General features: G+C 56.3%; 24 protein-coding genes and 1 pseudogene. 9 read left to right on the top strand and 16 right to left on the bottom strand.

Going from position 1 to position 21,018, the window contains the following annotated elements:
- Nucleotides 1-357: 357 nt before the first annotated feature.
- Nucleotides 358-1,212 (bottom strand): helix-turn-helix domain-containing protein, encoded by an 855-nt coding sequence (locus ACZ1HN_RS23435; protein ID WP_472729242.1) that lies wholly within the window; start codon nt 1,210-1,212, stop codon nt 358-360.
- Nucleotides 1,213-1,299: 87 nt separating this feature from the next.
- On the opposite strand from ACZ1HN_RS23435, the gene ACZ1HN_RS23430 reads away from it, so the two are divergent.
- The 3 genes and pseudogenes from ACZ1HN_RS23430 to ACZ1HN_RS23420 form a co-directional block, all read left to right on the top strand.
- A complete protein-coding gene (locus ACZ1HN_RS23430; RefSeq protein WP_472729241.1) occupies nt 1,300-1,998 on the top strand; it encodes a cyclase family protein in 699 nt (232 codons plus the stop codon).
- Nucleotides 1,995-3,167: an MFS transporter gene (locus ACZ1HN_RS23425; protein WP_472729240.1), complete on the top strand. Its 1,173-nt coding sequence runs from the start codon at nt 1,995-1,997 to the stop codon at nt 3,165-3,167. Before ACZ1HN_RS23430 ends, ACZ1HN_RS23425 begins: the two co-directional genes overlap by 4 nt.
- Nucleotides 3,168-3,531: 364 nt before the next feature.
- Nucleotides 3,532-4,140: pseudogene (locus tag ACZ1HN_RS23420) on the top strand (SDR family oxidoreductase); the annotation flags it as partial.
- 166 nt (nt 4,141-4,306) lie between these two features.
- Here the strand turns inward: ACZ1HN_RS23420 and ACZ1HN_RS23415 are convergent.
- The 5 genes from ACZ1HN_RS23415 to ACZ1HN_RS23395 form a co-directional block, all read right to left on the bottom strand.
- Complete coding sequence (locus tag ACZ1HN_RS23415; RefSeq protein ID WP_472729239.1) at nt 4,307-4,753, bottom strand: DMT family transporter; 447 nt, start codon at nt 4,751-4,753, stop codon at nt 4,307-4,309.
- Nucleotides 4,754-4,819: 66 nt separating this feature from the next.
- Complete coding sequence (locus tag ACZ1HN_RS23410; protein ID WP_472729238.1) at nt 4,820-5,428, bottom strand: carboxymuconolactone decarboxylase family protein; 609 nt, start codon at nt 5,426-5,428, stop codon at nt 4,820-4,822.
- Nucleotides 5,429-5,551: 123 nt separating this feature from the next.
- Nucleotides 5,552-5,947, bottom strand: a complete 396-nt coding sequence (locus tag ACZ1HN_RS23405) for a nuclear transport factor 2 family protein (RefSeq protein WP_472729237.1) — start codon at nt 5,945-5,947, stop codon at nt 5,552-5,554.
- 100 nt (nt 5,948-6,047) lie between these two features.
- Complete coding sequence (locus ACZ1HN_RS23400) at nt 6,048-6,581, bottom strand: TetR/AcrR family transcriptional regulator (RefSeq protein ID WP_472729236.1); 534 nt, start codon at nt 6,579-6,581, stop codon at nt 6,048-6,050.
- Between the two features lie 14 nt (nt 6,582-6,595).
- On the bottom strand, nt 6,596-7,285 hold the full coding sequence (locus ACZ1HN_RS23395) for an SDR family NAD(P)-dependent oxidoreductase (protein WP_472729235.1): 690 nt from the start codon (nt 7,283-7,285) through the stop codon (nt 6,596-6,598).
- Between the two features lie 175 nt (nt 7,286-7,460).
- Here ACZ1HN_RS23395 and ACZ1HN_RS23390 point away from each other — a divergent pair, with 175 nt between their 5' ends.
- Both ACZ1HN_RS23390 and ACZ1HN_RS23385 read left to right on the top strand, forming a co-directional pair.
- On the top strand, nt 7,461-7,862 hold the full coding sequence (locus tag ACZ1HN_RS23390) for a YybH family protein (protein ID WP_472729234.1): 402 nt from the start codon (nt 7,461-7,463) through the stop codon (nt 7,860-7,862).
- 16 nt (nt 7,863-7,878) lie between these two features.
- Nucleotides 7,879-8,277 (top strand): GFA family protein, encoded by a 399-nt coding sequence (locus ACZ1HN_RS23385; RefSeq protein ID WP_472729233.1) that lies wholly within the window; start codon nt 7,879-7,881, stop codon nt 8,275-8,277.
- Between the two features lie 489 nt (nt 8,278-8,766).
- Here the strand turns inward: ACZ1HN_RS23385 and ACZ1HN_RS23380 are convergent, their stop codons facing one another.
- Nucleotides 8,767-8,901, bottom strand: coding sequence for a hypothetical protein (locus ACZ1HN_RS23380; protein ID WP_472729232.1), 135 nt, complete (start codon nt 8,899-8,901; stop codon nt 8,767-8,769).
- Nucleotides 8,902-8,979: 78 nt separating this feature from the next.
- Here ACZ1HN_RS23380 and ACZ1HN_RS23375 point away from each other — a divergent pair, with 78 nt between their 5' ends.
- Entirely contained in the window at nt 8,980-9,879 is a 900-nt protein-coding gene (locus ACZ1HN_RS23375) for an SAVED domain-containing protein (protein ID WP_472729231.1), read from the top strand.
- A gap of 402 nt (nt 9,880-10,281) precedes the next feature.
- Here the strand turns inward: ACZ1HN_RS23375 and arfB are convergent, their stop codons facing one another.
- The 8 genes from arfB to ACZ1HN_RS23335 form a co-directional block, all read right to left on the bottom strand.
- On the bottom strand, nt 10,282-10,698 hold the full coding sequence (gene arfB, locus ACZ1HN_RS23370; protein ID WP_472729230.1) for an alternative ribosome rescue aminoacyl-tRNA hydrolase ArfB: 417 nt from the start codon (nt 10,696-10,698) through the stop codon (nt 10,282-10,284).
- A 255-nt stretch (nt 10,699-10,953) separates the two neighbouring features.
- Entirely contained in the window at nt 10,954-11,586 is a 633-nt protein-coding gene (locus ACZ1HN_RS23365; RefSeq protein ID WP_299600167.1) for a queuosine precursor transporter, read from the bottom strand.
- 64 nt (nt 11,587-11,650) lie between these two features.
- Nucleotides 11,651-11,866, bottom strand: a complete 216-nt coding sequence (locus ACZ1HN_RS23360; protein ID WP_472729229.1) for a hypothetical protein — start codon at nt 11,864-11,866, stop codon at nt 11,651-11,653.
- The gene (locus ACZ1HN_RS23355) at nt 11,802-12,095 is read right to left on the bottom strand and encodes a hypothetical protein (protein WP_472729375.1); all 294 of its coding nucleotides are present in this window, start codon (nt 12,093-12,095) and stop codon (nt 11,802-11,804) included. The genes ACZ1HN_RS23360 and ACZ1HN_RS23355 overlap by 65 nt, the downstream gene beginning before the upstream one ends.
- 5 nt (nt 12,096-12,100) lie before the next feature.
- The gene (locus tag ACZ1HN_RS23350; RefSeq protein WP_472729228.1) at nt 12,101-12,484 is read right to left on the bottom strand and encodes an esterase-like activity of phytase family protein; all 384 of its coding nucleotides are present in this window, start codon (nt 12,482-12,484) and stop codon (nt 12,101-12,103) included.
- Nucleotides 12,457-13,377 carry a penicillin-insensitive murein endopeptidase gene (gene mepA, locus ACZ1HN_RS23345; RefSeq protein WP_472729227.1) on the bottom strand — a complete coding sequence of 307 codons (921 nt, stop codon included), beginning with the start codon at nt 13,375-13,377 and terminating at the stop codon, nt 12,457-12,459. The genes ACZ1HN_RS23350 and mepA overlap by 28 nt, the downstream gene beginning before the upstream one ends.
- Nucleotides 13,347-14,744 (bottom strand): MFS transporter, encoded by a 1,398-nt coding sequence (locus ACZ1HN_RS23340; protein ID WP_472729226.1) that lies wholly within the window; start codon nt 14,742-14,744, stop codon nt 13,347-13,349. Before ACZ1HN_RS23340 ends, mepA begins: the two co-directional genes overlap by 31 nt.
- 68 nt (nt 14,745-14,812) lie before the next feature.
- A complete protein-coding gene (locus ACZ1HN_RS23335) occupies nt 14,813-15,379 on the bottom strand; it encodes an acyl-CoA thioesterase (protein ID WP_472729225.1) in 567 nt (188 codons plus the stop codon).
- A 125-nt stretch (nt 15,380-15,504) separates the two neighbouring features.
- Between ACZ1HN_RS23335 and ACZ1HN_RS23330 the strand changes: the two genes are divergently transcribed.
- From ACZ1HN_RS23330 to yaaA, 3 genes are all read left to right on the top strand, one after another.
- On the top strand, nt 15,505-15,786 hold the full coding sequence (locus ACZ1HN_RS23330) for a YggT family protein (protein ID WP_299745098.1): 282 nt from the start codon (nt 15,505-15,507) through the stop codon (nt 15,784-15,786).
- Nucleotides 15,787-15,865: 79 nt separating this feature from the next.
- Nucleotides 15,866-17,908 (top strand): DNA helicase RecQ, encoded by a 2,043-nt coding sequence (gene recQ / locus ACZ1HN_RS23325; protein ID WP_299770893.1) that lies wholly within the window; start codon nt 15,866-15,868, stop codon nt 17,906-17,908.
- A 30-nt stretch (nt 17,909-17,938) separates the two neighbouring features.
- Complete coding sequence (gene yaaA / locus ACZ1HN_RS23320; protein ID WP_472729224.1) at nt 17,939-18,712, top strand: peroxide stress protein YaaA; 774 nt, start codon at nt 17,939-17,941, stop codon at nt 18,710-18,712.
- Here the strand turns inward: yaaA and ACZ1HN_RS23315 are convergent.
- A complete protein-coding gene (locus ACZ1HN_RS23315; RefSeq protein WP_299701270.1) occupies nt 18,709-20,889 on the bottom strand; it encodes a response regulator in 2,181 nt (726 codons plus the stop codon). The genes yaaA and ACZ1HN_RS23315 overlap by 4 nt on opposite strands.
- Between the last annotated feature and the right edge of the window lie 129 nt (nt 20,890-21,018).

Raw genomic sequence — 21,018 nt, 5'->3', positions numbered from 1 at the left:
GTGTTTTGGCGACTGCCCCAAACCGAACATTCTGTGGAATGTGCTTGGCGACCATAAAGCGTTACCAAATGCTCGGTGCGACACCACCCCACGGGCTTGTGCTGGGCGGCTCAATGTCAGCTCTGCGGGACAAAAGCCGACATTAGCCGCGCATGCACCAAGGTCGGCTCTCGAATTTAGTACGAATTTTCCAGGCTCTCCGACACCATAATCCTCCAACAAACCAGCATGGAATCGATATGACTAGAGCTGGGCCAGGCCTCGGTGGACCACGTAAACTGCTTAGCTCGGTACTCTTTGCCAGAAAACTAAAACACCTCGGCCGTTTAATGCCGAGTAAGCCACATACGAACCGCATTAACGCATTGCGCCTGGTGTATATCCAAAAGTGGCGCGAAAGCGCCGGATCATGTGGCTTTGCGAGGAAAACCCACAAGCAGCGGCGACGTCTAACGCCTCGCGCCCCTGATCAAGCAGGGCGCGTGCCGCATCAAGGCGCTGGCGCAGCACCCATTCGTATGGCGGCATACCGTAACTCACAGGAAAAGCGCGCGAGAGCTGTCGTGCGCTCAAACCTGCAGTCTCAGCAAGGGCTGCCACAGTGATTTTCTCGTCAAGCGTAGCTGCAACTGCATCTTCGATGGCTTGGCATTGCGCGCCGGTGAGACCGCCGTTGGGAGCCCGGAAAGCTGCCGTTTGACGTTTAATCTCAGTTGATCGCGCCAGCAGCGCATACAGCGCATGATCAAGAGCCAGAAGGTCATTGGGAGCGCTCCAGTCCAAGGCCAAGACAAAGCGCTCCGCCATTTCGCGAAACGCAGGGTCACACCCAAACACAAGCTCAGCTGGGCTGTCGACCGCGCCTGCTGTCGCGTGCTGGATATGGTCATCTCGAAAATAGATATGTAGCCAACGGACGTAACCGCGATTATCCCATTGCGTTTCACACCCTGACGGCATGATGCAAATCGCACCTGGGCTGCCTGATACATTAGACTGTCCGGGCCGCCCTGCACCGCCAGTAATGTGCCGTACGTAATTTCCGCCACGCAGATAGAGGCTGATCGTATGGTGATCAGGACGCCGATAGCTTAGGTCTCGCCCGCCGCGTCTTTCCCACAATGCAAGACCGATCCCCGCGGGCGAGGTCACGCTGCGCAACAAGTTTGCGGAGTCAGCAAGTGATTTGGTTACGGTGAAATCCAATTGCATGCAGTCTCCTTTCTTGGCGGGATTGTACCAAGCGAGGCGAGATTGTCCAAGAACCACATACCTGATTTTGAGACAAGCGGCCGACACATGACCGAAAAGGCCACTAATATGCTTATAGACCTCTCCCACACATTCACCGACGGAATGCCCGGTTTCACCATGCGCACCCCTGAAGGGCGCGAAGAGACCTTTAGCGCCTCTATCAAGCCCTTCCTGACACATGAAGCGTCCGCCCCTTTTTATCAAGGAAAGGCATCGTTTGAGCTGACTGAGATCACTTTCCAAACCTCCATCGGAACCTATTTGGACGCCCCGGCACACCGTTTTCAAGGCAAGCGTGACATAGCGGGCTTGCAGCTAGACGACGTCGTACTGGACGCTGTGATCGTGCATGTTCCAAATGCTCAAGCTGCTCAGCCTGTTGGTCTTTTGGAATGTGCCATACCTGAAGACATTGCCGGTAAGGCCGTCTTGTTTCGCTTCGATTGGGATCAACACTGGGGCACCAGCACATATGAAACATACCCATTTATCGGTCCGGATATCATCGACCGTTTGATCAAGGGCGGCGCAAAGTTGGTTGGAATGGACACGTTTAATGCAGATGATTGCACTGACCCCGTTCGCCCGGTGCATACCGAGTTATTGTCACGCGACATCTTAATCGTGGAGAACTTGACAAACCTGGCTGCGTTGCCGGATAGACCGTTCCGGTTTTTTGCCGTGCCGATCAAGGCGCAAGGCGCTGCCGCAATGACCGTCCGCGCCTTTGCCGACGTGCTATGAAAGGTCTGACGCTCCGAGAGATCGGCGTGCTCGCTCTTCTGTGGGCAATTGGTCTGTTCCTTCGGATCCCTGTGTTGGCAGCGCCAGCACTTTCCGGCGATATCGCATCAGATCTTGACCTGTCGACGGCACAGACCGGTGCGCTGACGATGCTGCCCGTGGTCGTCCTTGCTTTGGCCGCACCCTTCGCGGCCCTTCTGGTCACGCGCTTAGGCATTGGCCGCACTATTGCAATTGGATTGGTCTTGGGTTCCGTGCTTTCGGCCGCACGCGGCTGGGCCCCGTCAGCCTTTGCGATCCTTGCAGCTTCAATGGGCATGGGGCTGGGGATTGTGTTGTTTCAAACAGCGCTCCCCTCGGCGGTTAAGTCGTGGCTTCCTGCGCGAGCTGCCCTTGGGAGTGCCGTCTATCTCAACGGTATGATGGTGGGAGAACTTGCCGGTGCAGGTCTCACCTTACCTGTAATTCTGCCGCTTGTTGATGGGGATTGGCGGCGCGCATTTCTGATATGGTCCCTTCCGGCTATCCTCATTGCTGGATTGGCTCTCTTCCCACGGGACCAAAGTGACCCAGTGCCGCCCGGTCCATGGAGGCCAGACTGGCGACAAACGTTGACCTGGGAGCTGGGGCTTTGGCTGGCGGTTTCGATTGCCGTTTTCTTTTCGATAAACGCGTATATGAAAACGATGCTTGATGCGCATGGCAGCGGGCCAAAGCTCGCGACATTGTTGCTCGTCTATAACTTTACGCCCTTGCTGGCCTCTTTTTCACTACTTTGGTGGGGAAAGGCATTGATCGGGCACCGCGGCCCCGTAGTCGTGACAGGTGTCGCCGGTGTTGTCGGCATGGCGGGGTTTGCCTTAGCCCCAAACACGCTGGGCTTTGCGTTTGCACTGCTGGCAGGCTTTTCGGCGACCGTGCAGTTGATCTTGATCATGTCGTTGCCCCCAATCGTCGCATCAGGAACCGCCGTTGCCCGCTTGACGGGCGGTATCACTTTGATTGGCTATGCATGTGCGTTCATGCTTCCAATGATAGGCGGCGTCCTGGCAGAAGTTTACGACAGAGTTTCTTTGCTGTTCGCACCCACGGTTCTTTGCGCTGTGATCCTTTTGTTCGTCGGTGCACGATTTGGTCAGTACGCCAGCCTAGACAACGTTGCTGAGTAAAAGCTGCGAAGCAAAACCGACAATCTGTTTCATCATCCTCTCATAGAAAGCGCATAAGGGTTGCAGGCTTTTGGTCCGCAATTTGCTTTGAGTTTTTCAACTCGCTCAGCAATACCCACGCGTTGTGACAAACGCAGCGTCATTCGATCTTGGTGACTACACATATGTAGATAGATAACCATTGCGTAGTGGAATCCCCCTACTTCCTCCCACCAAAAGGTATCAACAAATGAGCAATAATATCCAAAACAAAGTAGTCGCAATTTCCGGGGCTAGCAGCGGTCTTGGCGAAGCGACAGCCCGCCATCTAGCAAGTTTTGGCGCCAAAGTCGTGCTTGGCGCACGTTGAACTGATAAACTCGAAGCAATTGTCGCAGAAATCCGCGCTTCTGGCGGTACCGCCGACTTCCAGACAATGGACGTCACCAACGCAAAAGACGTCACAGCTTTCGTTAACAAGGCTATTGAGTCATTTGGCCAGCTGGACGTCATCATCAATAATGCGGGCTTCATGGCCATCGCCCCCTTATATGAAACAAAAGTGGATGAATGGGATGCGATGATCGACATCACTATCAAAGGCGTTCTGTACGGTATTGCCGCTGCTCTTCCTGTTTTCAAGGAGCAAGGCCACGGACATTTTATCAACCTATCTTCGGTTGTTGGCGTGAAGGTGTTTAGCCCAGGTGGATCGGTCTACAGCGGTACCAAATTTGCGGTGAGTGCCATCACCGAAGGGCTACGGCATGAAGTTGGAGGAGCGATCTGCACAACTTCAATCGCGCCTGGTGCCGTCGAATCAGAGCTAAAGGGTGGCAGCTCGCATCAGGATAGCGCCGACTTCGTGAACGAACTTTATAAGATAGCCATTCCGTCAGGCTCCATTGCCCGCGCAATCGCTTATGCCATCGAGCAACCCGCAGATGTGGACATCAACGAAACCGTGTTGCGCCCGACTATTCAAGATTTCTAATCATGGAAATTATCTCTGGACCGCCACTTTAAAGAGGCGGCCCAGAGAGCGATGGCGTCTATGTCGCCAAATCCTGTACCGCAGGTGCAGCATCAGAGATCGTCGATCACGGTATCATCAGGCTACGTTGCCCTTTTTCCGAAATGAATGCCGGAGGCGCGCTGCGTTAAACAACCTTCCGCGCGAGCACGATACCCAACACCATGAATGCTATTCCAGCTGTCTTGCGTAACGACACCTGGTCTTGGATTGACCCAAAAAACCCAAAGTGATCGATCGTCGTTGTGGCCACGATTTGACCCAGCAATACCAGGAAAATCGCGTTTCCAAGACCAATGATGGGTGCAATCGCAGTGACGGACAAAACATAAAAGACGACGAAGAATCCGCCGGCAAAGGTCCAAAGGGGTGGCGTTTGTGTTGGCCAATTAGGTACTCCTTGAACAAGTAACAGGTAGCTTGCTGATAGGACGAACCCCAAGAGCATGAGGATCACGGTTGCGAAGACGGGACTGCCAAGTCTACCGCCGAGATTTGCATTGATAGCCGCCATCGTTGGGATCCCAATCCCAGCACCAAAAACAATCGCGCTGAGTAAGAGTATTTTTGTCATTTTTGCTGTCCCTAATTATCGACTTGAAGGACTTGGCCAGGCCAATTGGCTTGGCCAAGAGAAAGATTAATCCCAGTTCGCTGATGCTTCGCCAAGCTCCCAAGCTGAAGCGTCAGTGACTCCAAGCGGTGCTTCCCAAGCATTTGCTTGAAACGGCGCATCGAGCGGCGTTTCAGCAATGTGGTTGGTGTAGTTTGACAGGGTTTTCAAACCTGTGCCAAAAATAACGTCCAATATATGTGCCTGCGTGTAGCCTGCCGATAAGAACGTATCAATTTCAGCCTGTGCGACATGTCCACGTGTCTCGTTGATGCGGGCGGCAAAGACATGTAGGGCCTGTAGTTTCGGATCGGCGATTTCGCCATCGTCGCGCACCGCAGCGATGACATCGGCCGGCACTTTCTGCATTTGTGAAATTGTCGAGTGCGCGGCCATGCAATAACTGCATCCGTTCAGTCGGTTGTTAGTCATCAGTACGATCTGGCGCTCGACTGGTGTCAGGTCCGTTTTTTCGAAGTGGCCAGCCAGAACGCCATAGGCTTCAATCATGGCGGGCGAATTTGCGAAGACGGCTGTCAGGTTTGGGATGAACCCATAGGCTCTTCCTGCGGCTTCTAAATGGGGCCTACTAGCTTCTGGAGCTGCTTCAACAGTTTGTACTGGGAGAAGTGACATGGGCGTTTCCTTGAGTTGGATACACGTTTTGAATTGCCTGCAAATCATCACAGGCAACGAGTTGTTGAGAATTGGGCTAAGGTGCCGCTGACCGGGGAGATCAATCAGCGGCAATCGTGATCGCTAGTTCTTTGCGTGCGAGTCGAAGACCTTACTGCTGATCTTCCAAGCACCGTCTTTCTTGTAGAGCACAAAGAAGTCTGTGTAGCGCATGCCATTCCAGTCGAGGAATTCGGCGCGTGCGGCGGCGGCGGGGCCAGAGATGTTGATCCAAGCGATGCGGTGCTGGATGTTCGTGGCAGGGCCACCGCCCGTGACGGCACTGGCAAATGTGTCCGCATCCATTTCAAAATTGGTGCCCTCGATTGAACCAACAATGTAGGCGTGGTCGTAGAAGGCAGTGCGCGCGAGGTTCCCATCGCCCTTTTCGGCGGCGTCGGAGTGGATCTTTATGGCCGCCTCGATTGCTTTGTACTCTTCAAAGCTGTGCACTTCGTCAGCGCCTGTGATTTGGGTCAAGTGTGTTTGGTTTCCATACGGCATTTTACGTTCCCAGGTTTGGGGTGGGTCGTCCTTGTATCTATCTATATAAATATAGATTTAAAGTGAAAATGAAAAGCTACCGAGTCACGAAACCGTCAAGTGCATGGTCGACGACAGAAGCGTCCCCTTCAAGTCTGACAAGAAGCAAGGATCCCTCTAACGCACTCAGAAACTGTAGTCCTACAGTTGGTGGGTTTGCATGTCCCAGTTGAGAAAACTGTTTTGCGAGCCAGTCTTGAAAGTCGCGAAAATAGTGGACGAGTTCACGCCGAACCCCTGGGTTAATGCTCTCGAACTCAGCTGCCATCATACCGCACATACAAATCCGATCATCAACGATGTACTCTTTGAAATGGGCCAAAACGGCTCGCAAGCGTTCCTGTGGCGTGACTAAGTCACGGTCGAACCGTGCATAAACTTCATCCAATCTATACCGGTGTCGCTTGACCAAAGCGAGCGCCAAGTCTGCCTTGGCTTTGAAATGGTAGTGAATACTGGAACTCTTGACACCAATATCTGCTGCCAGGTCAAGATAGCTAAACTCTTTGAAACCTTTGGTCTGCGTGAGTTTTTCAGCAAGATCGAGAATGCGCGTCCGTGTGTCTGTCATAGTCTTTGTCCGTCTTAGAATTTTTCGCACCACGGCCGAACATCAAGCTCCTGCGTCCAGGTAGACCGAGGTTGTTCGTGAAGCCGCAGGTAGATTTCGGCAAGATCCTTAGGATCCATATGGGCATCGCCTCCAGGATCGCTGTGCTTGTGACCTTTTATGACGCCATCCAAGATGACGTGTGCCACATGAATTCCACGCGGGCCTAATTCTCTGGCCATACTTTGCGCAACCGAGCGGAGAGCAAACTTCGGGGAAGAAAACCCGAAAGATTGGGCGTTGCCACGAAGTGACGCGGTGGCACCAGAGAATAGAATTGTCCCAGACTCTCTAGTGACCATACGCTTTGCCACGGCTTGCCCAAAGACAAACCCACCATAGGCACTTATGCGCCAGGCGCGCTCAAATTCTGCGGGACTAAAGTCGAGGATAGAGCCCTTCAAAAACGCGCTGGCATTAAAGACAGCAAATTTGATCGGGCCGACGGTTTCTTCGAGGTGGTTAACTGCCGCTTCGACCGCATCTGGGTTCGTCACATCTGCCGGAAGAGGTATCACATTGGAGCTACTGGCCCTGGCCGCGCTTTCCAACTTATCTGCCGAGCGGGCAAGAAGGCCGACATTCAATTCTCGCTCAACCACCTTAAGGGCGATTTCTTGTCCCAACCCTGGGCCAAATCCTGCAATAATCGCTGATGGTTTCATCTGTCAGTTCCTTACTTTGCGCTATCGCACTTGCTCCGGTAAACTTTGTTCTGCTTAGCAAAACACCCTGTGGTTCGAGAATTAGCTGGCAGCAACGCTTTTGTCTACCTATATGTATGTCACTTTTTGGGTCGATACAACAAATTCCACTTCTTAACCAACAAAAGGTGAATACATGTCTGCTGAAACTGAGGTTCTAAGCCTTATCTCAACCTATATCGAGCGCTGGAATGCCCGTGACTACGACGGAATGGCCGATATGTTCACCGAACCTGTCACCTACGTCGTACCAGGCGGAACCACCAGCGTTCCTGACAGGGTCGCTTTGATCGACAAACTCAAAGCACAGTTCGCGGACATGGAAAGCAAAGGCTTTGATCGCACTGTTTTGGAAGACGTCGATACACGCCAGTGTAATAACACCACGGTGATTGCCGAACTCAAAGGCGTTGCACGTCTAAAGGCAGATGGATCGCCTTTGGAGGTCATCGACGCAGTCTATATTTGCGTCAAGCAAGAAGACGGTTGGCGGATGAGTATCGCAATGATGTGTTGGCCAAATTGGAAAGAGTCGTGAGATTGGCCGGACTGGGATGGCGGATACACAACCTCACATGCGTCAAGGCCACTGCCTATGTGGCGCTTGCAGGTTTGAACTGACAGGAGATCCGCTCTGGGTAACCCATTGCCATTGCGAAAGCTGCAGACGCGCGACGGCATCACCATTCACCACATGGATTGCACATGCAAATGGCACGTGGAAGTTCTCTGGAATTGATCCGACCCATTTCATGAGTAGCAAGGGGCGAAGGCGGGGTTTCTGCGGAACTTGTGGCACGCCCATGTACTTTTTTACGGACCGCTTTCCAGATGAAATGCACTTTTATGCTTCGTTACTTGAGAACCCAGAAGATGTCGAGCCATCCAGGCATGTGAACACCTGTGGTATGTTGCCTTGGATTCACCTCGATGACGGATTGCCTCGTCTTTGAGCAGACTTGAAACCCTAGTTATACGACGAACAATCATGGCTGGTTGTTGGCCAAACTGCCTCGGCTTCGTATCATTGTGAGTCTTCGCCCTTCTGACGACTTTTGCGACCGCACAAGATATGGAACTGTGGACGGCAACGATTGAAGCTAACAGCAAGCCCCCAAAATTCACAACTGACGGAAATGAAACAGCGGTCAGGATGACCGCTGAAACGAGGGGTGTTGGACATGTCAATGGCCACCCCGGTTAGCCATGATCTGATGGCAGTCGAAGGCAAGATGTTTGAAATTGAAACTGTTTACATTCGGTTAACTTAGATTTGCTTTGCGTTGAGCGGCCCACGTATGCTCTGATCCTTAAATTTGTCCCAAAACATAGCATGACGAAGAGTGTGTCTCCGAATGCTCGCGCGCCCGAAGCGTCACATCCAATACTCTCAAGACAAGTAAATTGGCCGGAGCCTAAGAACTATGTCTAATAGAGGACCATCACCCCGCGAAGTAACCAAGCTTCTTGTATGGGCGCGCGCGGCCGGAAGGTGCCAGTTCAAGAACTGTCGGAAACCTCTGGATCACGATCGACTTGCAGGAGTGTTCGACTTCAATAGCGCGTACCTTGCTCATATTGTGGCGTCTTCTCCAGGTGGAAAGAGGGGGCACCCCGAGAGGTCGCATGCGCTTTCGGACAAAGCAGAAAACATCATGCTGATGTGCGATTCCCATCATCGAGTGATTGATGGTGACAAGGCATGGCACGACTATCCAGAAGACTTACGTCTTGAGTGGAAAAGAGAGCACGAGGAATGGGTTGATACTGTTCTTTCTGCCGGTCCTGATAGTCGCTCGCACATCCTGCAGTTCTCGGCGCCGATTGGACCCAACGAGACTGCTGTACCATTTGACGACTGCGTGAACGCCATCCTGCCTATCCGTACCCCTGCGGAGAGGCGAGCGACCGAGATCAAGGTCAAAGGTATGCACTTTAAGGACGATGATCCAACCTACTGGTTTGTCCAAACCGGGGTGCTGAGGGTCGCCCTTGCAAACAACATCGCAGGCCGCTTCGAAAGCGGCGAAATTCGCCATCTTTCCGTGTTTGGGTTGGCGCCGATACCGTTGTTAATGGAGCTGGGGCGACTCCTTTCTGGCATCTCTGAATTGGACGTGTATGACCGCCACAGAGAACCCGCACAGTGGGCTTGGCCGGAAAGCGGCGATTGTGTCGAATTCGCCCGTCATAAAGGGATCGAAGGGCCGAAGCGCGTTGCGTTGAAGCTCTCGATCACGTCAGACATTGCCGATGACCGAGTCATTTCAGTAGCGGGGAACGATATTTCGATTTGGGGGATCTGGAGCAGTCTACAAAAGCACGGAGCCCTTAGGCGAAGAGATGATTTGAGCCGGTGCAGAGCGATTGTCCGATCAACACTTGACGAAATAAAAAATGCCCATGGAATGGATGCCGAATTGCTAGTGTTCCCGGCTGTCCCAGTCTCGTGCGCTGTTGAGTTCGGTCGAGTTTGGCAACCAAAGGTTCATCCCAGAACGAAAATATTCGACCAAACTAAAGACCTCGGTTTTGTAGAACGTCACCTAATCTGAATACTATTTCGTAAAGCCTCCACCCGCTCCAGTTGTGTTTTTACTGCCTCAAGAGATAGAGCTCCGCGTCAACTATTCCTAACACTCCAAAATTTGATCCGGGCCGGAGGTTCTTGCCCGGCTCAATCACTCAGGCTGAATTGAATGACCGCTCTGTGGAAGTTGCACCGCAGCGTTCGTTGTTTCGGTCAAGGGCTGCTTAGGGCCACCAGTCCAACTTTGCAAAGTCCGCTTCCTGCGCTTTGCGAATTTTTGTTGTTGAGCCGAAGGTCAGAAGTCTCCCAGAATGAAGAGTCTCTCTCTCCAAACCCTAACAAACGGTAAAACCGTCTCTATAACCCATTGAAATCGTGTGATCCGAAATCCGTCCCACCATGGGACACCTGATTTCTCCGAGGCCCATCACTCCTCGATCCGGCCCCTCAGGGCCTTCACGTCCCCCCGCATTTTCTTGGCCTTCAACCGGCGTTTTTTCGACCCCAAAGTCGGCCGCGTCGCGATCCTTTTTTTCGGCGCCACCAGCGCCTTCCGGATCAGATCCACCAGCCTCTGCCGGGCAATCTCCCGATTTCTAGCCTGGCTGCGCGTCTCATCACATTGAATGATCAGCGCTCCCTCTGTGGTCCAGCGCCGCCCCGCCAGCCGCCGCAGCCGCGTTTTGACCGGGCCGGGAAGGGAAGGTGACCTTGCCGCCTCAAACCGCAACTCAACCGCCGTCGCCACCTTGTTCACATTCTGCCCACCGGGACCCGATGCGCGCACAAACTGCTCGCTCAGTTCCCAATCCTCAATGGTGATGTCGTCATTAATCCGCAGCATGACCTTGGATACACCGAGTGGCGCGCACGAAAAAGGGCCACCCGGTGGGCGGCCCTTCTCGAAATGTTTCGGAGGTTGTGCCGGTTAGATCAACCGACCAACTTGGCGGTCTGCACCGCGAAGGACTGCCTTAGCAGGAGACCTCCCAAGCTGTTCCGACACCTCTCTCCAATACCTTTCTCGACACTGGATCACCTCCTTTCAAATGTTAAACTCAAGGTGATGGTGGCACAGCGCCTGCAAAAGTCAACAGGTTTAGGTCGCGGTGCCGGCGCGTGCGGTCACCCAGCGGAAGGGTGCCAATGCAATAAGCGCCAGCGTCAGTTTCACCATCCAGTCGGCAACGGCCAGGGACACCCAAAGCGGGACCTCGGGGCCGACACCCAGCAGGGGCAGAACCTCGCCCGCCCAGGATACATCGTTGCCGGGCTCAAGCCATGTCAGGCTGGCTGAGAATGCGAGGGTAAAGAAAATGGCCGTGTCGACCGAACTGCCGATGATGGTCGAGGCCAGCGGCGCTTTCCACCATGTGCCATTGCGCAGGGCGGAAAAGATGCCGACGTCCAGCAACTGGGCCGTCAGGAAGGCGAGGCCAGAACCAATGGCGATGCGGAAGGTCACGGCGGGGTAGGTGAACCCGTCACCCTGCAGCATGATCTGGGTGCCGATGAGCGAGCAGAACACGCCAACGATGAAGCCGACAAAGACGACCGTGCGGGCCGGGCCCGCGCCATAGACCCGGTTCATGATGTCCGTCACAAGGAAGGCCAGCGGGTAGGTGAATGCTCCCCAGGTCAGCCAATTTCCAAACAGGAATTGAACAAGGATGTTCGAGGCCACGACGATCATGGCCATGGCAATGATGCCGGGAAGGTGTGCGCGTGTCATATCTGGTGCCCGTTTTTGCAAGGTAGCGGCGACTTGGCCCGGCAACATGCCGGACGGGCGCCTCTTAGTCGCAGGTGGCGCCGCCCGCAAGGGTTTCCGTGAGGGCGTATTCAACCAATTCGGTGCGTTGAACCGATATGAAGTTGTCATCTGAGACCATGGTCAGGCAGGTTGCGCCGCTGTCTGACTGCCAGATCGCCAAGCCTTCAAGATTGTCATGCCGTCCCGCACCGGTGGTCAGTAGCGTTTCTGCAGGCATGCCCGGTTGGTTGGGGTCCATGCGTCAGAATCCGGTTGCGAAAACCAAGAGGCGTGAATGTACGTTCCAGGATATAGAGCCGCCCGTCCGGTCCGATATCCGCGCCTGCAGGCAGGAATGGCCCCGTGCGCGGCAAGGTTGCAATGATGTCCCAAGTGCCGTTTCGAAAGCGATAGATCGGGAACGGGCGCGCCAGGCCACCCGACCGTTCCGGCAGCGTATAGAGCGTGCCGTCGTCATCCGCGGCCAGTGCCTCTAGCGACCCATTCGGATGGTATGTTGCGAAATCCGGGTGAGGGGGACCCGCGTGCCATCCTGTGCAGCAATGGCCGCTGGCCCTTCGTAGCTGAAATACAGCGTATCCCCGGCGCGCGCCAACCCTTCGCTGTCGCTGTTGGGATAGGGCTGACTGGCCGGTTCAATTGTGATGCTGCGGGTCGAGCGATCCAGGGTCAGCGCAAAGGCCGTGCCCCGATCCGATAGAACGATTGCCGTATCCGGATCCGACATCTCAATAGCGGATAGCCCCCCGAAATCCGACCGGTCCGATCTGAGCGGCCAGCTTTGGATGAAGGTGAGCGGTTCGGCAAGCGCAGCTGTTGCCGACAGGATCAGCGCGATGCCAGAACGCCAGAGCATTGTTGCGGCAAGTCTCCTACACGCAGTTCGCGGCGCGGTCTGGGTTTGGGGGCGTTCGGGTCGGGTGGGGGCGGATTCAAGATATTGTTCACCCACTGCTGCGCATCAGCACATCCATCACCGGGGGGCGGGGCGGCCTGATCTACGCAGCCACGTGTGCCCGCGGGACAATTGAGGCGGACGTGGAAGTGATAGTGGTGTCCCCACCAGGGGCGGACCTTGCGCAGCCAGCTTCGATCGCCTTTTTCATCCTTGCACATCTGCACCTTGGCGCCGGGGAAGACAAAGATGCGCGCCGTGCGGCCGTCGCTGGCGGCGGCCTTGATGATCTCGTGATGGGCGCGGGTCCAGCTGGAATTCGTATAGGCCCCGGACGCGCGACGGGTCGAGATGGAACTGATATTCTCACGCTCGGCTGCGGACAGCGTCAGGTTGCGAGCTGGCAACATCCAGATGTCAGCATCAAGGCCGATCTGGTGACTGCGGTGCCCTGTCAGCATCGGGCCGCCCCGTGGCTGGCTCATGTCACCGACATACAGGCCTGACCAGCCCGGTTGAGCAGCGGCCTTGCGGCTGAGGTCCTGCACATAGTCCACCAGTTCGGGATGCCCCCAGTTCCGGTTGCGCGACAGGCGCATGGCTTGCCATGTAGGGCCGGTTTCGGCCAGCTGCACGCCACCTGCCAAACATCCCCTTGAATACCCGCCAAAAGGCGCAGCCGTCTGCGTCGAGGCGCGGCGCTTGCCGCCAAACTGCCCCTTGGCGATGTTTTGCAGCGTGGCAGGATCCACATCCGGTGTGGGCGTGCCATCAATGTCAGTCCCCGCGCCGCTTGTGCAGGCGCAGAGCAGGAAGGCGGTGATCAGGGTAAGGGAACGTCGGATTTTGACCATTGGGCGTGGTCTCCTTCGGGGTGCACGTAGCGCAACAGGTACAGGCCAAGGATAAACAGCAATATGACCGGAACATAACCCAGTTGTGCATTGCCTGTCAGCGTCGAAAACAGGCCGATCAGAAATGGCGCCAGAAATGCAGTGGCCTTGCCCGACAGAGCAAACAGACCAAAGGCTTCGGTGGGACGCTCGGGGTGTGTGTGCCGCACCATCATCGATCGGGATGCGGCATATATTGCACCGCCTGCACCGCCGATGGCAGCGCCGCAGAAATAGAACACTATGTCCGGCAGAGCTGATCCGTCGGACAGCGGAATGATGCCGAAAAGGCTGGTCCGGTTCATGCCAACGATGACGATGGTGACGCCAATCAGGATGAAACAGCAGGCCTTGATCACCGGTTTGGGGCCGAACCGGCCATCAAAGATACCACCAATTTGTGTTGCCACAGCCGCGGTGATTGCTCCGACAATGCCAAAGATGCCGATCTGAATGATGCTCCAACCAAGGACCAGCGTGGCATACACACCGCCCGCCGAATACAGCGCGTTCAAAGCATCGCGGTAGAACATCGACGAGATAAGGAAGTTCAAAAGCGATCGCCGTTTGACGGCACCGACCAGCGATTGCTTGAGATCGGCCATGGCCTCTTTCACGCCGCCTGTCCGGTTGGCTTGGCGCGGCTCGCGCACCCATACGAAAAACGGGATCATGAAAACAGCGAACCATGCGGCGATGAAGGGGCCGACCGACCGCGTGCCCTCGCGGGTGTCGGGGTCAAGACCAAACAGCGGATCGCGCCCTATCAGTGTCTTGCCGCTGTCATTCTCGGCCAAAAGCAGCAGCATGATGAACAGCGACAGAACGCCGCCCCAATAGCCGATAGCGGCCCCATTGCCGGAGATGCGCCCGATCTCGTCCTTGGTCCCAAGTGACGGCAGGATTGCGTTGACGAAGATCAGCATGAATTCGGCCGCGATCAGAGCGATGTTGAAAGCGATCAGGATCAGGAACAGGGTGGATGCGTCTGGAAAGGTGAACCAAAGCGTCGCCGTCATGGCGACGTAAATCGCGCTGAACATCCAGATCCACGGCATCCGTCGCCCGGTGCTGTCTGCATAGGCCCCGATCAGGGGTGCGGTGAAGGCGATGAACAGGCCGGCAATGGTCTGACCCCAGAACCAAAGTGCTTGGCTTGAAGCCTTGGCGGCCTCAATATCCGTGGTTTGCGCTTCAAAATACGTGAAAGATACGGCTGCGAAATAGGGGCCGAAAACGAAGGTCAGCCCAAGCGTGTAAAACGGCTGCGTCGCCCAATCGAACGCCATCCAGCCCCAAATGCGCTTTCTCAGCCCAATCTCCGCCATGCCCCAAGTCCCTCGTCTTTTTGTTGCGGCGACCAAAGCAGGCCAAGGGGCATGTGGCAAGAAAAGGTTTAGGCGACAGACTTCAGGCTTGGGGTGTCAGTTTCCTGCATTGGAGGCCATGGGCGTTGTGCCTCGGCCTTGATCCATGCCGCGATCCAGCCGGGAATAGGGGGTGAGGTCGGGTCCTGATGCATCGCTTCCAGCACCTTATGTGGTGGGACGATCCCGTTCTTGTCCGTCACAGCCGATCGGTACAGGACGTGGCTGGCACATTCACCATCCGGCTTCCACATGGATTGTTCCAGATAGGTGAACTTGTCATCCCAGCAAACGGCGCGGCTGCGCATCTCGAACTTCTGAAAGGCATGCAGGCGGCGGCGATAGCGCACGGATGATCCGGCCATGGTCAGCCCCCAGCGATTGGCCCTGAGCACATCGATGAGGCCCGCACGCTGGCCAAGGCCGAGGCGGCCCAGATCATACAGTGTCAGGGCACGCCCATTATTCAGCTCCATGAAGCCATCAAGGTCCCAGGGCCACACCCGGTGCTGTGTCACATGCAGGTCGGTCAATCCCAGCGGCAGTTGGCGGCGGGCTTTGACCATCTCTTTGGCAAGGCGAACGAATGGAAACATGAGCTTAACTCCTTGCCCTCCTAGTTGCGGCGTTGCAGCGAAACATCAATGGGTGTTCCACGTGACCTTGCGCCACATGGGCGTACGGCCTAGGTCTGTGGCTGGAATAACGAAGGAAACCGCCCATGCTGGTGATCTATCAACTGCTCGATCTGGTTCTAAGCGTCGTTTATGTGATCATGATCGTCCACATCATCATGAGCTGGCTGATCAATTTCCAGGTGCTGAACATGCACCAGCCCATCGTGGGGCAGATCTGGACGGGGCTGAACAGGCTGCTTGAGCCGATCTACCAGCCAATCCGGAGGTTCATGCCAGACACGCATCCGCTAGACCTGGCGCCGCTTGTGGCCTTTGTCATCGTGATCGCACTGCGCAGCATCATCCTGCCGGCCATCTTCTTCTGATCCCCCTTGTTCACGGCCCGTTAAAATGTGAGTCTGTATCTAAAGAGCAGACTACATAAAATTTGACAGGGTTTCGGACATGGCCAGCGCTGCCACGCTGCTAGGGGATGTGTTTGGGTTCGACGGCTTCCGCCCCGGGCAGGAAGAGATAGTCGATGCCGTAGCGATGGGCGAAAACGCTTTGGCCATCATGCCGACTGGCGGCGGTAAATCTCTTTGTTTCCAATTACCTGCGCTGATCCGTGATGGCGTGACGGTTGTTATCTCACCTCTCATTGCCCTGATGCGCGACCAAGTGCGCGCATTGCAGGAAGCGGGCGTGCAGGCGGGGGCCCTGACCTCGGGCAACACGCCGGAAGAGACGGACGCCGTGTGGGAGGCGCTGGAACGGCGCGAGTTGAAACTGCTCTATATTGCGCCCGAACGGCTGGCTGCAGGGTCGTCCATCGGCATGCTACGCCGCATCGGCGTCAGCCTGATTGCCGTGGACGAGGCGCATTGCGTCAGCCAGTGGGGGCACGATTTCCGCCCCGACTACCTCCGTATTGGCGAATTGCGTCGGGCATTGGACGTGCCGCTGGCTGCGTTCACCGCAACGGCGGATGCCGAAACGCAGGTCGAAATCATTGAGAAGCTGTTTGACGGCGTGCAACCGCGTACCTTCTTGCGCGGCTTTGACCGGCCCAACATCCATCTAGCATTTGCGGCCAAGAATGGCCCGCGCGCGCAGATCCTGAATTTCGCCGCCGCCCGCAAAGGGCAGTCTGGCATCGTTTATTGCGGCACGCGGGCCAAGACCGAAACGCTGGCCCAAGCGCTGCGCGAGGCGGGTCACGCTGCAATCCATTATCACGGCGGGATGGAGGCGGAAGATCGGCGCATCGCCGAACGCCGCTTCCAGCAAGAGGATGGATTGATCGTTGCGGCCACCGTGGCTTTTGGCATGGGCGTGGACAAGCCCGATATCCGTTGGGTGGCTCATGCGGATTTGCCGAAATCCATCGAGGCGTACTATCAGGAAATTGGGCGTGCAGGCCGTGACGGTGCACCTGCCGAGACGCTGACCCTGTTTGGTCCCGACGACATCAAGCTGCGCCGGAGCCAGATCGATGAAGGGCTGGCACCACCCGAACGCCGTATGGCAGACCATGCCCGCCTGAATGCGCTGCTTGGACTGGCCGAAGCGCTGGAATGTCGGCGCAAGACGCTTTTGGGATATTTTGGTGAGGCTGAGGTCACCTGTGGCAAATGCGATCTGTGCGATCAGCCGGCTGAAGTGTTCGATGGCACCATAGCGGTGCGCAAGGCGCTGTCGGCCATGTTGCGCACCGAGGAATGGTTTGGCGCTGGGCATCTGATCGACATCCTGTTGGGGATTGAGACCGACAAGATCCGGCAGCGCGGTCATGACAGTCTGCCCACCTATGGCGTGGGCAAGGAGTATTCGAAGCCGCAATGGCAGGCAGTGTTCCGGCAGATGATGGGCCATGATCTGGTGCGGCCCGACCCGGATCGGTATGGTGCATTGCGTATGACGGATGCGGCCCTGCCAATCCTGCGGAACGAGGCGCAGATCACCCTGCGCAAGGACACGATCAAGGCGGCTGCTGCCCGCCGGCCAGCGGTAAAATCGATGGTGTCCGAGGAAGACGCGCCGCTCTTGTCAGCGCTCAAGGCCAAGCGCCGCGCACTCGCTGAGGCGGCCAAAGTGCCCGCCTACGTTATCTTTCCCGACCGTACCTTGATTGAAATGGCCGAACGGCGTCCCGCGGACCTGGACAAGATGGCGCAGGTCAACGGGGTCGGGGCCAAGAAGCTGGAGAAGTTTGGATCTGCCTTCCTTGAAGTGATCAATGGAGAGGCCGAGGCCGTGCACCCGTCGCGCCGCAAACTGGCGGGGCATACCGCCGGCACGATCTATGACCAATTGCTGGCGGTGCAGGCGGAATTGGCGCGTGGCAGGGATGGCACGGACAAACCGCTGAGCTGTTCGGCCTCTCAGTTGGCCAAGGTGGCGCAGCTGCGTCCAGATGATGATGCCGGGTTGGAGCGCTTGCTGGGTGATCGCAAGGCGGAACGTTTTGGTCCCGCGTTTCTGGACGTGCTGCGGGCCGCGGGCTAGATCAGCGAGAATAAGGATGAAGGGGCAGAGATGCTGGTGGTGATTTCTCCGGCCAAACGGCTGGATTGGGCAGAGCGGGACGTGCAGACGACGGCCCCAGCCATGCAGGACGACGCGGTGCGTTTGGCGCGGACGGCACGCAATCTGACATTGGGCAAACTCAAGTCTCTGATGGACCTGAGTGATGATCTGGCCCGCTTGAACCGCGACCGGTTTCAAGCCTTTGCCGACGATCCGGGTGCTGAAACGACCCGCCCCGCAATGCTCGCCTTTGCTGGGGACACGTATCAGGGGCTGGATGCGGCGTCACTGTCAGCGGATGACACGACCTATGCCCAAGACCATCTGCGCATTCTTTCGGGGCTTTATGGATTATTGCGTCCATTGGATGCGATCCAGCCTTACCGCTTGGAGATGGGCAGCCGGCTAAAGACTCGCCGGGGTGCCTCGCTATACGACTACTGGCGGACCGATCTGGCAAAGGCGCTGAACGCGCAGGCCGAACAGACGGGCGCTGATACGCTCGTGAACTGCGCAAGCCAGGAGTATTTTGGCGCCGTGCCCGAAAAGGCGCTGAAGCTGCAGCTGATTACGCCCGCGTTCATGGAGGACAAGGGGCAAGGACCAAAGATCGTCAGCTTCTTTGCCAAGCGCGCGCGGGGCGCCATGGCACGGCACATTATCCAGAACAGAATCACGGATCTGGACGGGATGCGCAGTTTCAATACGGATGGCTACGAATACAAACCGGACCTGTCTACGGATGCCAAACCGGTGTTTGTCCGACCCTATCCCAAAAACTAAGCGGCACCTTCTTTAGGCACTTCGCCAAAGGGCGGGGTGACGCCGTCGGGGCACATGTCGTGCAACATGCCGTGGATTTCGGGTTTGCGAAGGGGCTTGGTCAGGTAATGATCCAGACCGGCCTCCAGAATCCCCTTGTCGTCACCATCCATGGCATGCGCGGTGAGCGCAACGATGGGCACGTGGCCCCCGATCTCCTTCTCCTTCGCGCGGATCGTTTCGGTTGCTTCCTTGCCGTCCATCTTGGGCATCGAGATGTCCATGAAGATCAGGTCTGGTGAAATCTTTTCGAACATCTCGACTGCTTCGATCCCATTGTTCGCAAAATGCAGATCGATATCCGCATCCTTGACCATTTTGCCAAAGACGAGCTGATTGGTCTTGTTGTCCTCGGCTGCCAACACAATCATCCGTCGCGTTTCGACCGGCTTGGGAGAGGTGCCATTCGCACCAATTACGGGGCCAACGCTTTCAAGCCGTGCAAACAGGTCAGCGCGGGGCACTGGTTTCTGCATGATGGCATGCAGATGCTCGGCACCGGGGTCGTTGGTGGCAAAGCTCGGGTTTGAACTCAGCAAAAGGATTGGCGTGTTCGCGCCTGTCATGCGTACGGCCTCGGCCAGCTCAAGCCCGTCCATGTCGGGCATGTTGTGGTCTGTCAGGATCAGGTCGATGTCGGTCAACTGCTCAAGCGCCTCTTCACCTGAGGCGCAACACACAACGCCCAGACCCAGTTGCTCCAGCTGACGTTGAAGGATTGTTCGGTTGGCCTCAATGTCGTCAACGACCATCACACGCCGCAGCCCTTCCGGAACCGGGGGATGTTCTGGCAGTTTTGCCTCGCTCAGCTTGAGTGGAATGCGGAAACCAAAGACCGATCCGATCCCTTCCTCGCTACTAACCCAAACCTCGCCCTCCATCAGCGACACAAGTCGCTGCGATATGGCAAGGCCAAGCCCTGTGCCGTCGAACTGGCGATTGCGTTCATTTTCGACTTGATTGAACTCGCCAAAGATGTGATCGATCTTGTCCTCTGGAATGCCGATGCCGGTATCCTCGATCACGATGGTCACATCCGCATGGCCGGCTTCCAGGTCCGGAACACCAGTGACACGTACCAATACATGCCCTTCGCTGGTAAACTTGACAGCATTGCCCATCAGGTTGGTCAGCACCTGCCGGATACGTCCCGGATCACCCACATACATGGTCGGAAGGAACAGGTCGTAATCCAGCAGAAGGGTCAGACCCTTGTCACGTGCGGAGGGCTGAAGCAGCATGATGATCTCGTGAATGCTGCGCTCAAGATCGAAGGGCTCAAGATGCAATTGCAGCTTCTGCGCCTCGATCTTGGAGTAGTCGAGAACGTCGTTGATGATGACAAGCAGCGCCTCGCCCGAGTTCTTGATCGTGTCGACATAGAGATGTTGTTCTTCACTTAGCCCCGTGTCCGCCAACAGTTCTGCCATGCCCACGACACCGTTCATCGGCGTTCGGATTTCATGGCTCATATTGGCAAGGAATGCCGACTTGGCGCGGCTGGCGGCCTCCGCCTCTGCCCGGGCCGTCTTGAGTTCCTGCTGGTAGCGTACGGATTCGGTGATGTTGAGGCCAAGCGAAACGATGTCCCCGGCCTGCCCACGCCGGTCAACCAGTTTGACATACTGATTGTTCCACAGCCGGACGGTCACCGGATCAGGTTGGGGTTGCATCCATCTGTCCAGCATCTTCTGCCGCCATGCCTGGGCGTCCATCCCTTCGGTGTTCACGATACCTTCGTCCGTCATCACCTGCAGAATGGTGACGTAGTTCACGCCGGGTTGAATCGCTTCGATGTTGTCAAAGATCGCGAGGTAGCTGGCGTTGGCCGCGATCATCTGGTTGTCGGAGTTGAAGAACGCAAAGCCATCGGTGATCGTCTGTACCGAATGCCACAGGCGGCGTTCGGCGATCTGGACTTTCTGATTGGCCTGTCCAAGCTCGGTTTTGACGCGCTCATTCTCGGTCTTGACCGTTGCCACCTCGGCCCGGGTTTCGACTATTTCTCCCTGCAGGGCGGCGGCATGTTTGCCCAGCTTGCGGTTGGCGGCTGACAGTTCGGCTTCCTTCAGCTCAAGCAAACGTTCCGCGGCCAGACGGCCGCGCCGCTCTTCTGCCAGTTTGTTTGCAAGACTCATACCGGTCCTCCGCCACACAAGATTCCCACATCATATGTCACGCCGACGGTGAAGAACCGCTTAACCGCTTCGGTGGCCCGTTGCGCCGCTCGCATGGGGCGTGCCAGACTGACGGCATTCTTAAATTGA

Source organism: Tateyamaria sp. GN1-10 (assembly GCF_055693845.1).
The sequence above is the reverse complement of the archived record's forward strand: the minus strand, read 5'-3'. Positions and strand labels throughout refer to the sequence as shown.

Excerpts from the sequence above, each read along its gene's own strand:
- ACZ1HN_RS23435 (WP_472729242.1), bottom strand. The coding sequence starts at position 1,212 with ATGCAATTGGATTTCACCGTAACCAAATCACTTGCTGACTCCGCAAAC.
- ACZ1HN_RS23430 (WP_472729241.1), top strand. The coding sequence starts at position 1,300 with ATGACCGAAAAGGCCACTAATATGCTTATAGACCTCTCCCACACATTC.
- ACZ1HN_RS23425 (WP_472729240.1), top strand. The coding sequence starts at position 1,995 with ATGAAAGGTCTGACGCTCCGAGAGATCGGCGTGCTCGCTCTTCTGTGG.
- ACZ1HN_RS23415 (WP_472729239.1), bottom strand. The coding sequence starts at position 4,753 with ATGACAAAAATACTCTTACTCAGCGCGATTGTTTTTGGTGCTGGGATT.
- ACZ1HN_RS23410 (WP_472729238.1), bottom strand. The coding sequence starts at position 5,428 with ATGTCACTTCTCCCAGTACAAACTGTTGAAGCAGCTCCAGAAGCTAGT.
- ACZ1HN_RS23400 (WP_472729236.1), bottom strand. The coding sequence starts at position 6,581 with ATGACAGACACACGGACGCGCATTCTCGATCTTGCTGAAAAACTCACG.
- ACZ1HN_RS23395 (WP_472729235.1), bottom strand. The coding sequence starts at position 7,285 with ATGAAACCATCAGCGATTATTGCAGGATTTGGCCCAGGGTTGGGACAA.
- ACZ1HN_RS23390 (WP_472729234.1), top strand. The coding sequence starts at position 7,461 with ATGTCTGCTGAAACTGAGGTTCTAAGCCTTATCTCAACCTATATCGAG.
- ACZ1HN_RS23385 (WP_472729233.1), top strand. The coding sequence starts at position 7,879 with ATGGCGGATACACAACCTCACATGCGTCAAGGCCACTGCCTATGTGGC.
- ACZ1HN_RS23380 (WP_472729232.1), bottom strand. The coding sequence starts at position 8,901 with ATGAGCAAGGTACGCGCTATTGAAGTCGAACACTCCTGCAAGTCGATC.
- ACZ1HN_RS23375 (WP_472729231.1), top strand. The coding sequence starts at position 8,980 with ATGCTGATGTGCGATTCCCATCATCGAGTGATTGATGGTGACAAGGCA.
- arfB (WP_472729230.1), bottom strand. The coding sequence starts at position 10,698 with ATGCTGCGGATTAATGACGACATCACCATTGAGGATTGGGAACTGAGC.
- ACZ1HN_RS23365 (WP_299600167.1), bottom strand. The coding sequence starts at position 11,586 with ATGACACGCGCACACCTTCCCGGCATCATTGCCATGGCCATGATCGTC.
- ACZ1HN_RS23360 (WP_472729229.1), bottom strand. The coding sequence starts at position 11,866 with ATGGACCCCAACCAACCGGGCATGCCTGCAGAAACGCTACTGACCACC.
- ACZ1HN_RS23350 (WP_472729228.1), bottom strand. The coding sequence starts at position 12,484 with ATGCTCTGGCGTTCTGGCATCGCGCTGATCCTGTCGGCAACAGCTGCG.
- mepA (WP_472729227.1), bottom strand. The coding sequence starts at position 13,377 with ATGGTCAAAATCCGACGTTCCCTTACCCTGATCACCGCCTTCCTGCTC.
- ACZ1HN_RS23340 (WP_472729226.1), bottom strand. The coding sequence starts at position 14,744 with ATGGCGGAGATTGGGCTGAGAAAGCGCATTTGGGGCTGGATGGCGTTC.
- ACZ1HN_RS23335 (WP_472729225.1), bottom strand. The coding sequence starts at position 15,379 with ATGTTTCCATTCGTTCGCCTTGCCAAAGAGATGGTCAAAGCCCGCCGC.
- ACZ1HN_RS23330 (WP_299745098.1), top strand. The coding sequence starts at position 15,505 with ATGCTGGTGATCTATCAACTGCTCGATCTGGTTCTAAGCGTCGTTTAT.
- recQ (WP_299770893.1), top strand. The coding sequence starts at position 15,866 with ATGGCCAGCGCTGCCACGCTGCTAGGGGATGTGTTTGGGTTCGACGGC.
- yaaA (WP_472729224.1), top strand. The coding sequence starts at position 17,939 with ATGCTGGTGGTGATTTCTCCGGCCAAACGGCTGGATTGGGCAGAGCGG.
- ACZ1HN_RS23315 (WP_299701270.1), bottom strand. The coding sequence starts at position 20,889 with ATGAGTCTTGCAAACAAACTGGCAGAAGAGCGGCGCGGCCGTCTGGCC.